The 12899-nt window shown below is 69.4% G+C and carries 15 protein-coding genes and 1 other RNA gene; 6 read left to right on the top strand and 10 right to left on the bottom strand.

Annotation, left to right across the window (positions count from 1 at the left end; genetic code table 11):
• Positions 1 to 20: 20 nt before the first annotated feature.
• Entirely contained in the window at positions 21 to 491 is a 471-nt protein-coding gene (locus AC07U0_RS03615) for an iron-sulfur cluster assembly scaffold protein (protein WP_494718654.1), read from the bottom strand.
• Positions 492 to 522: 31 nt separating this feature from the next.
• Positions 523 to 1185 (bottom strand): HAD-IA family hydrolase, encoded by a 663-nt coding sequence (locus tag AC07U0_RS03610; protein WP_494718653.1) that lies wholly within the window; start codon positions 1183 to 1185, stop codon positions 523 to 525.
• A gap of 228 nt (positions 1186 to 1413) precedes the next feature.
• Here AC07U0_RS03610 and AC07U0_RS03605 point away from each other — a divergent pair, with 228 nt between their 5' ends.
• A complete protein-coding gene (locus AC07U0_RS03605) occupies positions 1414 to 1998 on the top strand; it encodes a DUF4168 domain-containing protein (protein ID WP_494718652.1) in 585 nt (194 codons plus the stop codon).
• 24 nt (positions 1999 to 2022) lie between these two features.
• Here the strand turns inward: AC07U0_RS03605 and AC07U0_RS03600 are convergent, their stop codons facing one another.
• Entirely contained in the window at positions 2023 to 2853 is an 831-nt protein-coding gene (locus AC07U0_RS03600) for a tetratricopeptide repeat protein (RefSeq protein WP_494718651.1), read from the bottom strand.
• Positions 2854 to 2924: 71 nt separating this feature from the next.
• Positions 2925 to 3569: a dihydrofolate reductase family protein gene (locus AC07U0_RS03595; protein WP_494718650.1), complete on the bottom strand. Its 645-nt coding sequence runs from the start codon at positions 3567 to 3569 to the stop codon at positions 2925 to 2927.
• A gap of 101 nt (positions 3570 to 3670) precedes the next feature.
• On the opposite strand from AC07U0_RS03595, the gene AC07U0_RS03590 reads away from it, so the two are divergent.
• Entirely contained in the window at positions 3671 to 5059 is a 1389-nt protein-coding gene (locus AC07U0_RS03590) for a leucyl aminopeptidase family protein (protein ID WP_494718649.1), read from the top strand.
• On the opposite strand, the gene AC07U0_RS03585 is transcribed toward AC07U0_RS03590, so the two are convergent.
• Positions 5044 to 5526, bottom strand: a complete 483-nt coding sequence (locus tag AC07U0_RS03585) for a hypothetical protein (protein WP_494718648.1) — start codon at positions 5524 to 5526, stop codon at positions 5044 to 5046. The two genes, AC07U0_RS03590 and AC07U0_RS03585, sit on opposite strands and share 16 nt — an antisense overlap.
• 166 nt (positions 5527 to 5692) lie before the next feature.
• Here AC07U0_RS03585 and AC07U0_RS03580 point away from each other — a divergent pair, with 166 nt between their 5' ends.
• Positions 5693 to 6502, top strand: coding sequence for a C40 family peptidase (locus AC07U0_RS03580; protein WP_494718647.1), 810 nt, complete (start codon positions 5693 to 5695; stop codon positions 6500 to 6502).
• A gap of 60 nt (positions 6503 to 6562) precedes the next feature.
• On the opposite strand, the gene AC07U0_RS03575 is transcribed toward AC07U0_RS03580, so the two are convergent.
• Positions 6563 to 7291 carry a c-type cytochrome gene (locus AC07U0_RS03575; RefSeq protein WP_494718646.1) on the bottom strand — a complete coding sequence of 243 codons (729 nt, stop codon included), beginning with the start codon at positions 7289 to 7291 and terminating at the stop codon, positions 6563 to 6565.
• A 149-nt stretch (positions 7292 to 7440) separates the two neighbouring features.
• On the opposite strand from AC07U0_RS03575, the gene AC07U0_RS03570 reads away from it, so the two are divergent.
• Complete coding sequence (locus AC07U0_RS03570; RefSeq protein WP_494718645.1) at positions 7441 to 8166, top strand: 3-deoxy-manno-octulosonate cytidylyltransferase; 726 nt, start codon at positions 7441 to 7443, stop codon at positions 8164 to 8166.
• 133 nt (positions 8167 to 8299) lie between these two features.
• Here AC07U0_RS03570 and nudC read toward each other — a convergent pair whose 3' ends face one another.
• Entirely contained in the window at positions 8300 to 9235 is a 936-nt protein-coding gene (gene nudC / locus AC07U0_RS03565) for an NAD(+) diphosphatase (RefSeq protein WP_494718644.1), read from the bottom strand.
• Positions 9236 to 9312: 77 nt separating this feature from the next.
• Between nudC and ffs the strand changes: the two genes are divergently transcribed.
• An RNA gene (ffs, locus tag AC07U0_RS03560) (signal recognition particle sRNA small type) lies at positions 9313 to 9408 on the top strand.
• Between the two features lie 146 nt (positions 9409 to 9554).
• Here the strand turns inward: ffs and apaG are convergent.
• Entirely contained in the window at positions 9555 to 9962 is a 408-nt protein-coding gene (gene apaG / locus AC07U0_RS03555; protein WP_494718643.1) for a Co2+/Mg2+ efflux facilitator ApaG/CorD, read from the bottom strand.
• A 75-nt stretch (positions 9963 to 10037) separates the two neighbouring features.
• Here apaG and AC07U0_RS03550 point away from each other — a divergent pair, with 75 nt between their 5' ends.
• Positions 10038 to 11060 (top strand): 2'-deoxycytidine 5'-triphosphate deaminase, encoded by a 1023-nt coding sequence (locus AC07U0_RS03550; protein WP_494718642.1) that lies wholly within the window; start codon positions 10038 to 10040, stop codon positions 11058 to 11060.
• 6 nt (positions 11061 to 11066) lie between these two features.
• On the opposite strand, the gene AC07U0_RS03545 is transcribed toward AC07U0_RS03550, so the two are convergent.
• Both AC07U0_RS03545 and AC07U0_RS03540 read right to left on the bottom strand, forming a co-directional pair.
• Positions 11067 to 12377: an MFS transporter gene (locus AC07U0_RS03545; RefSeq protein WP_494718641.1), complete on the bottom strand. Its 1311-nt coding sequence runs from the start codon at positions 12375 to 12377 to the stop codon at positions 11067 to 11069.
• Positions 12361 to 12867, bottom strand: coding sequence for a cupin domain-containing protein (locus tag AC07U0_RS03540; protein ID WP_494718640.1), 507 nt, complete (start codon positions 12865 to 12867; stop codon positions 12361 to 12363). The genes AC07U0_RS03545 and AC07U0_RS03540 overlap by 17 nt, the downstream gene beginning before the upstream one ends.
• Between the last annotated feature and the right edge of the window lie 32 nt (positions 12868 to 12899).

The raw sequence follows: 12899 nt of genomic DNA, 5'->3' as shown, positions 1-12899 counted from the left end.
GCGGGTTCAGGCACGCCCTGTCAGGCGGCGCCGGCGAGGCTAGTTCGTGTGTCGGCCGTGTCGCGTTGCGAGGCCTGACGCACGGCGTCCAGCGTCGCCTCGAGGGCGACCATGGTGGAGGCGTGGCGCGCCGGATAGTCGGCGACCAGTTTCAGGGCGCGCAGACCCTCGAAACGACCCTCGGGGCCCTCGCCGCCGGACTTGAGCATGGCCAGCATGGCGTCTCGGGCGGAGGCGATCTCATCGACCGAGGCGCCCATGACGCTTTCGCCCACTACGCCCGCCGCGGCCTGGCCGAGGGCGCAGGCCTTTACGTCCTGGGCGAAGTCGGAGACCCGGTCTTCGGCGTTCAGGACCACATCGACGATGGCTTTCGATCCGCACAGCTTGGCCACGCGCTCGCCGGTGCCTTCAGGCATGGGCAAACGCCCGCTGTGCGGCAGGTTGGCCGCCAGCGACAGGATGCGCGCGCTGTAGAGCTCATCGATCATGGTTTGAAGATAGGCGGTTCAGCGACGCGATTCAAAGGGTCAGGTTCAACCGCCCGTCCTCGTCGACCACGCACCGCACGCCCTCATAGCCGTCCAGCGCCGGATGGGCCGTCTCCAGCGGGTGCTGGTGGGCGGCGGTGATGACCACGACGTCGGCGGGCGCGGCCTCGGCGGCGGCGATCCCGGCCTCGGCGTCCTCAAACACCAGACAGTCCTCGATCCGGAAGCCCAGCCTTTCGGCGGCCAGCCGGAAGCCGGCGGGATCAGGCTTGCCGCGCGTGACGTCATTCGCGCTGATCAGGAGTGGTGGAGGGGCGATCCCGGCCGCGTCCATCCGCGCCTTCGCCAGATCCGGCGTCGCCGAGGTGACCACGGCCCAGCGGTCAGGCGGCAGGGACGCGAGGAAGGCGAGGGCGCCCGGGATTTCTTCGACCCCGTCTGTGTCCGCGATCTCTCCGGCCGTGACCCAGGCGGCCTCGGCCTCCAGATCGATTCCGGGCAGGTTCTGTCGGCGGATGGTGTCGGGCGCACGGACACCGTGGATGGTCGGGATAAAGGTCTTGAGATCCAGACCGTGGCGGCGGCCCCAGGCGGACCAGACCCGCTCGGCGGCGGCGATGGAAGAGAGCAGGGTCCCGTCCATGTCGAACAGGAAGGCGTCGTAAGACCGCGTGGGGAGCGTGGGGGAGGGCATGATCCCATCCAGCACGCGCGTCCGCCGGGGGCAATCACGACTGTCTGACGCGGGGTTGAACATTTGTGACCGCCCGACCCGTGGAACACTTTGGACGCCCCGGCGATATGTCCTGTTCCGAAAGGGCCGTCTCCCCCGGTCCGAGGTAGTTTCGCGCCCGTATGGGGGCCGGAGGGTCGTGGCTTTTGTCGTGGCGCAGCCGGTCGGGCGTGTCCTTCAGGAGTGACCATGCGTCTTCAACTTATCGCCGCCGTTTCCGCCCTCTCGCTCGCCGCCGGCCTGGCCGCCGTCGGGACCGCCGCCTTCGCACAGGAGGCTCCCGCCGCCGCCTCGCCCGCGGGTGAGGTCACCGACGCCCAGCTGACCGCCTTCAACACCGCCATGCAGAAGGTGAAGGCTGTCACCGCTGCGGTTCAGGGCGGAGCCCCCACCACCGAACAACAGGCCGAGATGGCCGCCGCGGTCGAGGCCTCGGGTCTGGGCATCGAACAGTTCAACGCCATCAGCGGCAAGGTCTCGTCTGACGCTGTCCTGCGCGCCCGTCTCGCCGTGCTCGACGCCCCGGCCAGCAGCGCGGTCGCAGCCGGCGTCTCCGATGAAGAGGTCGGTCAGTTCGCCTCGGCCATGGTCAAGCTGCGCGAGCTCGCCCCCGCCGGCGGCGCGACGCCGACGCCCGAACAGCAGACCGCCATGGCCGCGGCCGTCGAGGAATCCGGCCTGAGCCGCGAACGCTTCAATGAGGTGGCGACGGCGGTGTCCGCCGATGCGCGCCTGCGCGCCCGGGTCCAGCTGGCCGACGCGCGTCGGGGCTGATCGCTAAAGGCTGAAAGGCGGCCGCTAGGGGTTCTGGAGTGAATTCCAGGTCCGGGCGGTCGCCGATCCGGCGGGAAGAGACGCCGGCGTCGCCTGGGGCGCCGACTTCTCGCGCAGCCATTGCAGGTTGCGGTCGGCCTGTTCGGGCGGCAGGTCGCGGCGGATGATCTGTTCGGCCTCGGGCGTCTTGCCTTGCAGGCCGAGAACCAGGGCGAGGTTCAGCCGCATCTTGGTCGTGGCGCCCGGCTGGGCCACGGCGCGGCGCAGCAGGGCCTCGGCGCCCGGCAGATTGCCGTCGGTCATCTGGGCCACGGCGGCGTTGGTCAGGATTTCGGGATTGTCGACCGACAGCTGCAGGCCTTCGTTCCAGGCGGCGCGGGCGTCTTCGGCACGGCGCACCTGATTATAGGCCACGCCCAGCAGGGACAGGGGGCGCCAGTCGCCGGGCGCCATGGCCTTCGCCTTCTCCAGAGCCGCGATCCCGTAGAAGCCCTGGCCGCGTGCGATCTGGTCGCGGCCGAACTCCAGCATGGCCTCATAGTTGTCAGGCTGGGCCTGCAGCACGATCTGGGCGGCGTCGGCGGCCTGATCGTACTGGCCCATTTCGCGCAGGGCGGCCGCCAGCTTGACCCCGGCGATCGGGTCGGCCGGATTGATGTCGCGCTCGCGGTTCCAGAACACCGACCGGGTCAGGGCGTCCTGCCGCTCGATGGCGGCGCGCTGTTCCGCCGTGGCGGGCACGGGCGCGGTCGAGGCGGGCGCAGCCTGGGTGTCGGGCGCGCGGTCTCCCGCCAGCGCCGGGGCGCCGATCAGGCTGGTCAGAACGAGGGCGGAGGCGAGGGCAAGGCGCGACATGGGACGCTCCCATAGGAATGAGCGGCCTCCAGAATCGCCTTTCGGCGTCAACCAGTGGTTAACGGACCGGATCAGACCTTGCGCACGATCACATGCATCGCCCCGTCCGTCGCCGTATGCGCCGCGACGTCATAGCCGAGCGTCGGCAGGTCCAGTCCCGCCAGCAGGGCCTCGCCTGAGCCCAGCAGCACCGGCGACACCGCCAGATGCATCTCGTCGATGAGCCCGGCCTCAAGGAAGGCGCGCACGGTAGAGACCCCGCCGCCGATGCGCACATCCTTGCCGTTCGACACCGCCACGGCCTGTTTGAGCACTTCGCCGACGTCGCCAGAGACGAAGTGGAAGATGTTGTCGCCCTCCATCACCAGAGGGTCGCGCGGATAGTGGGTCAGGACGAAGATCGGCACATGATAGGGCGGATTGGGTCCCCACCAGCCCTTCCACTCGTCGTCCGGCCAGTCGCCGCGAACGGGTCCGAACATGTTGCGCCCCATGATCCAGGCGCCGACGTTCTCGAACCCCTTGATCGCGAAATCATTGTCCGCCCCGGTCGAGCCGCCCTCGGCGCCGACCATGTCGTGGAAGGTCTTCGTGCCGCGCAGCCAGCCGTGCAGCAGGCCGCCGCGCCCGCCCATCGGGTCGTCCAGCGTCTGCACCGGCCCGGCCCCGAAGCCGTCCAGCGAGATCGTGAAGCCGTCCACCCGGACTTTGGTCATGGCCTTGTTTCCCGCCGATTGAAGTCGCCGCGATGCTGGCGCGGGCGGACGAAAAGCGCAATGTACGAGGCTTCTTACCGACGCCTGCCCGGGATCGCCTCATGTCTGCCTCTTCGACCGCCGCCCTCGTCGCCTCCGCCGAAAGCGCCATCCCTGTGCGGCTGATCGGCAAGGACGCGGCGCTGGAAGGACCGGTCGCCGCCTGGGCCGCCGCCAACGCCTTCGCCGGCAAGCCGGGCCAACTGCTGCTGGTTGCGGGCCCCGACGGCGCCCTGTCGGAGGTCCTGTTCGGCATCGGCGCGGCCTTCGAGCCCAAGGCCTTGCGGGCGCTGCCGGCCAAACTGCCTGCCGGGACCTACCGTTTGGACGGCGTCCCGGCCTCGGAGATCGGCGCCGCTGCGCTTCAGTTCGCGCTCGGGGCCTATCTGTTCGACCGCTACAAGGCCCGGCCCGAGCGCGGCGCCGTCCATCTGGTCGCGCCCGAGGGCGTCGATCTGGCCGAAGCCCTGACCATCGCCTCGGCCTGCGCCCTGGCCCGCGAGATGGTCGACACCCCCGCCGCCGACATGGGGCCGCTGCAGATCGAGACCATCGCCCGCGAGATCGCGGAGAGCGCGGGGGCGACGATCACAGTCACGGAAGGTCAGGCGCTTCTCGAAGACAACTATCCGGCGGTCCACGCCGTGGGCCGCGCCGCCGCCCCGCACCGCCAGCCGCGCGTGATCGAGATCGGCTGGAACCTCGACAGGACCGACCTGCCGCTGGTCGCCCTGGTCGGCAAGGGCGTGGTGTTCGACACCGGCGGCCTCGACCTCAAGCCCGCCGCCGGGATGCGCAATATGAAGAAGGACATGGGCGGCTCGGCCCACGCCCTCGCGCTCGGCCGTCTGGTCATGGCGGCGGGGCTGAATGTCCGGCTGGTGGTGCTGGTGGCGGCGGTCGAGAACGCCGTTTCCGGCGACGCCTTCCGCCCCGGCGACATCCTCAACAGCCGCAAGGGTCTGACCATCGAGATCGGCAATACGGACGCCGAGGGCCGGTTGATCCTCGCCGACGTCCTGACCCGCGCCTCGGAGCATTCGCCCGATCTGACGCTGGATTTCGCCACCCTGACCGGCGCCGCCCGCGTGGCGCTCGGCCCCGAACTGCCGCCGCTGTATACGGATGACGAGGCCCTCGCCGCCGACCTGCTGGCGGCCTCGGCGGCCGTCGACGACCCCCTGTGGCGCATGCCGCTGTGGGCCGGCTACCAGGCCTCGATCGACAGCGAGATCGCCGACGTCAAAAACGATTCCGCCGCCTGGGCCCAGGCCGGATCGGTGACCGCCGCCCTCTTCCTGCAGAAGTTCGCGCCCACGACCGGCGGCTGGGCCCATATGGACATCTTCGCCTGGAACAGCCGGGGTCGTCCGGGTCACCCCGAGGGCGGCGAGGCCCAGGCGATGCGCGCCTGCTACGAGATGCTGAAGCGCCGCTACCCGAAGGCGTAACCGGGCCAGGCCGGGTCGGGCTCGTCCGACCGGGGAGGCTTCGGCGCCGTCGGCCGGGCCTTGAACGCCCTCTGCCGTCCTCTTGTCAGAACTGTGCGAGTACCCGTCACGATCTGACCGGCTATCGCCAGCACCCGGTCCCGGACCGCTCTGAATCGTGTGGTCGCGGCCATTGCGACAGCCACGGCGGCGAGGTCCAGAACCGCGGCGGCGTCGAACATGGCCAGCCAGCTCACCACCTCGGGCGCCGCCATCCCGACCAGCCGCACCCCCTCCCATTCAAAGAAGACGATCAGTGCGGTCGCGAGGCCGATCAGCACGGCTGCAAAGACCAGATGCCCGGGCCGCACCCGGTTCAGCTTCGCCGCCAGAGGCTGGACCAGCCACCGGAAAAGAGCCCGCGCCATAGCGGTTTCAGGGAAGACGATCAGGACCGCGAGGATCCCCAGCAGCAGGCTCAGCAGCATCGACCATCGTCCCCTTCGGCGTCCCATCGATCTGGGAAACGAACGGTCACGCTTCAAGCCATGCGCATCAGCTGGGGAAAAATCCTCCGCCGTTAACGCCGCTTTCGCCTTCCTTGCCCAGAGTATGCGTCCGGGTCGTCAGGGACCCTGTCTCGTCGGGATTTGCGTGACCGCAGCCGCCGCCATCGAGGAACGCAGCTGGCTCCTTCGGCCCGATCTGGCCGAGCTGGGGCTGGAGGGGCGCGTGCGCGCTCCGGCCTTCCGCGCGGTCGTTCCGATGCACGGCCGCCTGCCGGTCGCCGATATTTCCCTTTCCACCGATCCGTCTTCCGAACGCGTCGACCAGCTGATCTTCGGCGAGGCCTTCGACGTTCTGGACAGCCATTCCAGTGAAGACTGGGGCGACCGCCTCTGGGGCCGCTCGCGTCGTGACGGCGTAGTCGGCTGGATCGACCGCGCCGCACTGGACCGGGGCGCGCCCCTGGCCACCCACCGGGTCGCCTCGACCACCGCCGTCCTGCCGCTGAACGCCCTGATCCATCATGCCTGGTCCGGCGTCGCCGTCGACGATCTGATGCAGACCGGCACGTTCGAGCGCGACCCCGTCGCCGTCGCCGAACGGATGCTCGGCACGCCGCACCAGCTGGGCGCCCGCACCTCGCGCGCCACCGACTGCTCTGGCCTGATCCAGTCCTGCCTTTACGCCTGCGGCCTGGCCGGCCCGCGCCGCACCGATGAACAGGCCGAGCTCGGTTACGCCGTCGAGCGCGCCGACCTCAAGCGCGGCGACCTCGTCCTCTGGCTCAAGCCCGACAGCGGCGAGAGCTGGACCGGCCATTCGGCCTTCGCTTACGACGCAGACCGCCTCATCCACGCCACCGGCCATGCCGGCGCCGTGGTCATTGAGGATCTGGCCGAGGCCGAGGCGCGCTACGCCGCCGACGGCTTCTCGGCCCCGGTCTTCCGTCGCCTCTAGCGCGCAAATGAAAAGGGCGGCCCGAAGACCGCCCTTCCCAACTCTGTTCTGACCGAAGCCTCAGTGCGCGGCGGGCGCCGGCGCGGCTTGCGTCGTCGAGGCGCCGGCGGGACCGGCGGCCGGGGCCGAAGCGCCCGAGGCCGGAGCGCCTTCAGCGGCGGCCGGGGCGGCAGCAGCGCCCTCAGCGGCCGGGGCGGCGGCGCCCGCAGCGGCCGGAGCCGCGCCGGGCTGACGCGAGGGATCCGGCGCCGGGATGGCGAAACCGGTCGAGCCCTGCGAGCGCAGATAGGCGATCAGATTGATCCGGGTCGCCGTGTCGCGCAGGCCGGCGAAGGACATCTTGGTGCCCGGGACGTATTTCTGCGGCGAGGTGATGAAGGCGTCCAGCTCGTCATAGCCCCAGGTCGGATGCTCGGCCTTGTGCTTGGCCATGGCGTCGTCATAGGCGAAGCCGGCGCGGTGCATGACCGGACCGCCGACCACGCCATACAGGTTCGGGCCGATGGCGTCGGGGCCGCCCTGGGCGTTGTTGTGGCAGGCCTTGCAGCGGGCGAAGGCGGCCTCGCCGGCGGCCAGGTCGGCGGCGGGCAGGACCGTGCCCCAGTCGGGCTTCAGCGCCGGGGCGTCGCCGCCCTCGGCCGCTTCATCCGGGACGTTGACCGCATAGCCGGGCTTCTCGGGGGCGTGGGTCGCATAGACGTGGACGCCCACCTGCTGAACCACGATAATCACGAATGCCGTCGCCAGACCGGCGCCGAAAATCTTGTTCCACTTCAGATCGCCGCTCATCCGTGTCGTCGCACCCCGTTTTGGGCCCCGCCGCTTGAATGGACGAGGCGAATTCTTGCGTGGGCGTCTCTGACACGCTAGCGCCGCAATCGCAACCGACCCACAACGCAGTTAGAAACGTCCCGCCGCAACAAGGCAACACCTGCACGATGAACCCGCTCATATTGATACCCGCTCGCATGGCGGCGACCCGCCTGCCGAACAAGCCGCTGGCCGATATTGGCGGCAAGCCGATGATCGTCCGGGCGTATGAAAGCGCCCTGAACTCCGGCCTGCCCGTCGCCGTGGCGGCCGGGGATCAGGAGATCGTGGACGCCATCGTCGATATCGGCGGACAGGCCGTGCTGACTGACCCGGACCTGCCCTCGGGCTCGGACCGGATTCGCGCGGCGCTCGAGGCGATCGATCCCGACGGCGCCTATGACGCGGTGATCAATCTGCAGGGCGACATGCCCTTCGCCGACCCGGGTCTGGCCACCGCCTGCGCCGCCCTGCTGCACGGCGAGCCGACCTGCGACATCGCCACCCTCGTCGCTGCCGAATCAGACGTCTCGGACCGCACCAACGTCGATGTTGTGAAGGCCGTCCTCGCCCTCGCTGACGGCGAACGTCAGGGCAAGGCGCTCTATTTCACCCGCTCGACCCTCTACGGCGACGCCCCGATCTGGCGTCACATCGGCGTCTACGGCTACCGCCGCGAGGCCCTGATGCGCTTCTGCGCCGCCCCTCCGTCGCCGCTGGAGAAACGCGAGAAGCTGGAACAGCTGCGGGCGCTGGAAATGGGGCTCAGCATCTGGGCGGCGACGATCGCCGAGGCGCCGCTGTCGGTGGACAATCCGGCCGATCTGGAAGCGGCGCGAGCGCTGGCTCAATAATTTCCGCTCATCCCCGCGAAGGCGGGGACCCAGTGCTTTCGTGAGGCACGGCGCCCGGGATCAAAGTCCGCCCAGACCTTGGACGCTCATCGCCCAAAGGTCTGGGTCCCCGCCTTCGCGGGGATGAGCGGATTTAAAGCGGGTCAAACCCCTCCACCCACGCCTTGATCAGGGTGTGGGCGATGGCGAACGGCGGCGGGGCCTTGATGGTCGGATGCGTTCCGGCCAGCACATCCGCCGCCTCCGCCCGCGTCAGCCATCTCACTTCTTCCAGCTCCGTCTCGTCCGGCGCCGCCTGATCGTCGGAGACCTCGGCGATCAGGCCGATCATCAGCTGGGACGGGAAGGGCCAGGGCTGGCTGGAGTGGTAGCGGACCGCGGTGACCGTCAGTCCGCTCTCTTCCTTGATCTCGCGCGCGCAGGCCTCCTCGATGCTCTCGCCGGGCTCGAGGAATCCGGCCAGCGCCGACATCCGCCCCGCCGGCCAGGCCGCCTGACGGCCCAGCAGGCACAGGGGCTCGGGGCCGCCCTTGTAGACCGGCAGCATGATGGTCACCGGATCGACGCGCGGGAAATGTTCGGTCCCGTCGGCCGAGCAGATCAACTTCCAGCCGCCGTTGGCGATGCCGTTCTTCTGACCGCAGGCGGCGCAGAACCCATGACGCCGGCGCCAGTCGAACAGGGCCTTGGCCGTCCCGGCCATGGCCGCCTCATTCCCCGGCAGGACGGCGGCCGCCTCGCGCATTCCGCTGAACTGGCCCAGACCACGCACCGGTCCCGTCGTCGGATCCTCGGGCGTCTCATATTCGATGGCGAAGACCGGCGCCTCTTTCCAGAGGCCAAGGAACAGCTCCCGGTCCTTCACCAGATCGCGCGCATGACTCATCGACAGCCAGGCCAGACGCGGCCCCTCTGGCCCGTCCTCCAGCAGAGGCTGACCCTCCCACAGCACCATGGCCAGGGCCTCGGGGTGCGTCGCCTGCGCCTCGATCCAGCCGGGGTCGTTCCGGAGGTCTCCCGCCCGATCGAGCGGATTGCCGGCGAAGGTGTTCAGGACGGGGAGGCTCATGGTCTGCACATAGCCTCCCCGACGGCTTTGCGGGAGAGGCGCCTTGATCTCGCCGCCGGGATTCGCGATATGGGCCTCGGAGATCGGTGCGGGCGAAGGCTTCGCCAACCTGGTCAGGGCCGGAAGGCAGCAGCCACAACGAATTCCCCTTCGGGTCGTGTCGGTCTCCACTTTCCTCTTTTTAGTGCGCTAACGCTCACGACGCGGTCGCTCACTGCTTGAGCGCGTTCCGCTTCCGCTCATCCCCGCCCCCGGGTCCGGCTTCGCAGGCCCGAAGATAAGCCAAGGGCGGGGACCCGGAACCTGGGAAAGAAGGACGCTAGTTCAGCGTCCGCCGCCCATCCGGAATATCCAGGCTGAACGCCGGAATGGCCGCCTCGAACACCCGCCCGTCGCCGTCGGTCATGGAATAGGCGCCGACCATCGAGCCGGACGGCGTCGTCAGCGGGCAGCCCGAGGCGTAGGAATAGCTGTCGCCCGGCGCGATCACCGGCTGTTCGCCGATGACGCCCGAACCGCGCACCTCCTCGACATGACCGCGCGCGTCGGTGATCACCCAGTGGCGCGACACCAGCTGGATCGCCGAGGTCCCCAGATTGACGATCTCGACCTGATAGGCCCAGACCCAGCGCCCGGCGTCGGGATCGGATTGACCGGCCAGATAGCTGGGCCGGACCTTGACTAGGACCCCTTCGGTTTCAGCGATGTAAGGCTTGCTGTCGTGCATGGCGCGACACTCGCGCCGCTGCCGCCGCGCTTCAACCCCTCTCGCTTTTCGGGCGCAACGTGTATGGCTGTCGAAATGACATTCGACATTTCCAAAGCAGGCATTCTGCCCTGCCAGTCCATCGAGACCCTGATCGCCACGGGCGCCATCACCTCGCAGACTCCCTTCGACGCCGATCAGGTCCAGCCGGCCAGCCTCGACCTGCGCCTGTCCGACCGCGCCTGGCGCGTGCGCGCCTCCTTCCTTCCGGGCCAGCGTCTGGTCGCCGACCGCATCGCCGACGTCTCCATGCATCCGATCGACCTGTCGGGCGGCTATGTGCTCGAAAAGGGCTGCGTCTATATCGCCGAGCTGCAGGAGCGTCTCAGCCTGCCCAGGGGCCTGATCGCCCGCGCCAACCCCAAATCCTCGACCGGCCGCGTCGACGTGTTCGTGCGTCTGCTGACCGATCGCGGCGCCAGCTTCGACGACGTCGCCGAGGGGTATGAGGGGCCGCTCTATATGGAGATCGCGCCCCAGACCTTCTCTATCCTCGTGCGCCCGGGCACCCGACTGAACCAGCTGCGCCTCAAGGCCGGCGAACCGCCCAAGCTGGAGACCCGTTCGGTCGGCGTCGACCTGCGCGGCGGCGACATCGTCGGCTTCCGCGGCCGTCGCCACGCCGGCGTCGTCGATCTGGAGAACATCGACGGCCACGACCCGCGCGACTACTGGGAGCCCCTGACCCTGCGTCGTGGCGAACTGCTGCTGGACCCGGGCGAGTTCTACATCCTCGCCTCCTCGGACGCGGTCGAAATCCCCGTCGATCAGGCCGCCGAGATGACCCCCATCGACCCGTCGGTCGGCGAGTTCCGTGTCCACTACGCCGGCTTCTTCGACCCGGGCTTCGGCACCGACGAGGCTCACGGCGCGGGCTCGAAAGGGGTGCTGGAAGTCCGCACCCACGATACCCCCTTCCTGCTGGAACACGGCCAGATCGTCGCGCGTCTGGTCTATGAACCCCTGACCGAAAAGCCCACCCGCCTCTACGGCGAGGGCGGCAGCCACTACCAGAAGCAGGGGCTGAAGCTGTCCAAGCACTTCAAGGTCTGGGGCTAGCCGCCGCTACTCCAGCCGGTCCGCCTTCCTCAGGCTCGGGAACATCTTCGCCCACAGACCGGTGGCGGCCAGGGCGCCGAAGCCGCCGAACACCGCCGCGCCGATCGGTCCCATGATCCGCGCCATCAGGCCGGTGAAGGCGTCGCCCAGTTCGTTGGAGGCGCCGATGAACAGCATCGAGACCGAGGACACCCGGCCGCGCATCTCGTCGGGGGTGGCCAGCTGGATCAGGGTCTGGCGGATGTTGACGCTGATCATGTCAGCGGCGCCCGCGATGGCCAGGGCCACGCCCGAGACCCAGGCGATCCGCGACACGCCGAACACCAGGGTGCAGACCCCGAACACGGCCACCGCTCCGAACATCCAGGCGCCGCCCCGGCGCACGATGGGGAAGCGCGCCAGATAGAGGCCCATCAGGAAGGCTCCGACCCCGAAGGAGGCGCGGAACAGGCCGAAGCCCTCCGAACCCACATGCAGGATGTCGCGCGCGAAGACCGGGATCAGCAGCGCCATCCCGGCCAGCAGGACCACGACCAGATCCAGCGAGATCGCCCCGATCACCACACCCGTCTTCCAGATATAGCTCAGGCCTTCGCCGACGGCCGTGATCCGGTCGCGCAGGTCCCCGCCTTCACGGGCGTTCAGCGGCTTGCCGCTGGTCTTGACCAGAAGGATGCAGATCAGGGCGATCACGAACAGGGCCGCCGAGACGCCATAGGCGAAATTGATCCCGAACCGGCCGATCAGCAGCCCGCCCGCGGCGGGACCGGCGATGGCCCCGACCTGAAACGCCAGCGCCTGGGCGACGATGGCGCGGGGCAGGCCGGCGCGGCCGACGACCATCGGCAGATAGGCCTGACTGGCGGGCGCGAGGAAGGCGCGGCTGACCCCGAACAGGCCGGCGACGGCCAGCAGGGCCCACAGCGGCACGGCGCCGTGCAGGGCCAGGCCGAGGAACAGGACTGCGCAGGTCAGCTCGCCGGCCACCGAAAAGGCTACGGTGCGGCGGCGATCGCGCCGGTCGGCCATCTCCCCGGCGGGCAGGGTCAGGATCAGCAGCGGAATGAACTGCACCAGCCCCACGGCGCCGGCATACAGCGCCGCCTCCTGCACCGTGGCGCCGCGCACCCGCGCCAGATCCAGAACCTGCCAGATGACCGTCGTCGACTGGATCTGGATCGCCAGCCCGGCCGCGACCCGCGTCACCCACAGATAGCGGAAGTCGGGGATCGCCCACGGATTGGTCCCGTGGGCGGCCAGCGCCGCTTCGGCGACGGGCTTGGTGATCGGTTCGGGGGCGTCAGGTGCGTCGGTCATACTTGGGGTACGGTGTTCCGTCTCGGTGGTGATAGCGGTCGCCGCCGAGCGGCAGGACCATGTCGATATCGGGATAGTCGCAGCCGTCGCCGGTCGGATTGCGCGTCCCGACCTCCAGCAGCACAGCCAGACTGTCCGAACGGTTCTCGATCTTGTGGCCGTAGGGGGCCCCGGCCTTGAAGCCCGCACACTCCCCGGCCCGCAGAACGGTCTCGACCAGGGTTTCACCCGAGCCGTCCGGGTTCGGCTCGCCCTCGATCAGGACCACCTCGCCAGACACGACCCAGACGAACTCGTCCTCGGTGAAATGCCAGTGGCGCTGCGAGGACCAGGCCCCGGCTGGAAGATGCAGCAGATTGACGCCGAACTGGTCCAGCCCGACCGCATCGCCCAGCCGCCAGCGGCGGCGCGGCCGGCACTCCGCCGCGTATTCGTCGGGGTAGGTAGTTCCGCTGATGGTCGGGGCCTCGGCGTTAACTATCTTGGGCACGGCCATCCCTTCTCGCAGTCGCACAAGCCCCG

Source organism: Brevundimonas sp. GW821-FHT02A10, assembly GCF_059422025.1.
Note: the sequence above shows the minus strand (reverse complement) of the source record. Positions and strands in the feature narration are given on the sequence as shown.

Coding starts and splice junctions, on each gene's coding strand:
- nudC (WP_494718644.1), bottom strand. CDS start 9,235: ATGAGCCTCCCCGTCCTGAACACCTTCGCCGGCAATCCGCTCGATCGG.
- AC07U0_RS03610 (WP_494718653.1), bottom strand. CDS start 1,185: ATGCCCTCCCCCACGCTCCCCACGCGGTCTTACGACGCCTTCCTGTTC.
- apaG (WP_494718643.1), bottom strand. CDS start 9,962: ATGCACGACAGCAAGCCTTACATCGCTGAAACCGAAGGGGTCCTAGTC.
- AC07U0_RS03585 (WP_494718648.1), bottom strand. CDS start 5,526: ATGCTGCTGAGCCTGCTGCTGGGGATCCTCGCGGTCCTGATCGTCTTC.
- AC07U0_RS03600 (WP_494718651.1), bottom strand. CDS start 2,853: ATGTCGCGCCTTGCCCTCGCCTCCGCCCTCGTTCTGACCAGCCTGATC.
- AC07U0_RS03570 (WP_494718645.1), top strand. CDS start 7,441: ATGAACCCGCTCATATTGATACCCGCTCGCATGGCGGCGACCCGCCTG.
- AC07U0_RS03545 (WP_494718641.1), bottom strand. CDS start 12,377: ATGACCGACGCACCTGACGCCCCCGAACCGATCACCAAGCCCGTCGCC.
- AC07U0_RS03615 (WP_494718654.1), bottom strand. CDS start 491: ATGATCGATGAGCTCTACAGCGCGCGCATCCTGTCGCTGGCGGCCAAC.
- AC07U0_RS03605 (WP_494718652.1), top strand. CDS start 1,414: ATGCGTCTTCAACTTATCGCCGCCGTTTCCGCCCTCTCGCTCGCCGCC.
- AC07U0_RS03590 (WP_494718649.1), top strand. CDS start 3,671: ATGTCTGCCTCTTCGACCGCCGCCCTCGTCGCCTCCGCCGAAAGCGCC.
- AC07U0_RS03550 (WP_494718642.1), top strand. CDS start 10,038: ATGACATTCGACATTTCCAAAGCAGGCATTCTGCCCTGCCAGTCCATC.
- AC07U0_RS03595 (WP_494718650.1), bottom strand. CDS start 3,569: ATGACCAAAGTCCGGGTGGACGGCTTCACGATCTCGCTGGACGGCTTC.
- AC07U0_RS03575 (WP_494718646.1), bottom strand. CDS start 7,291: ATGAGCGGCGATCTGAAGTGGAACAAGATTTTCGGCGCCGGTCTGGCG.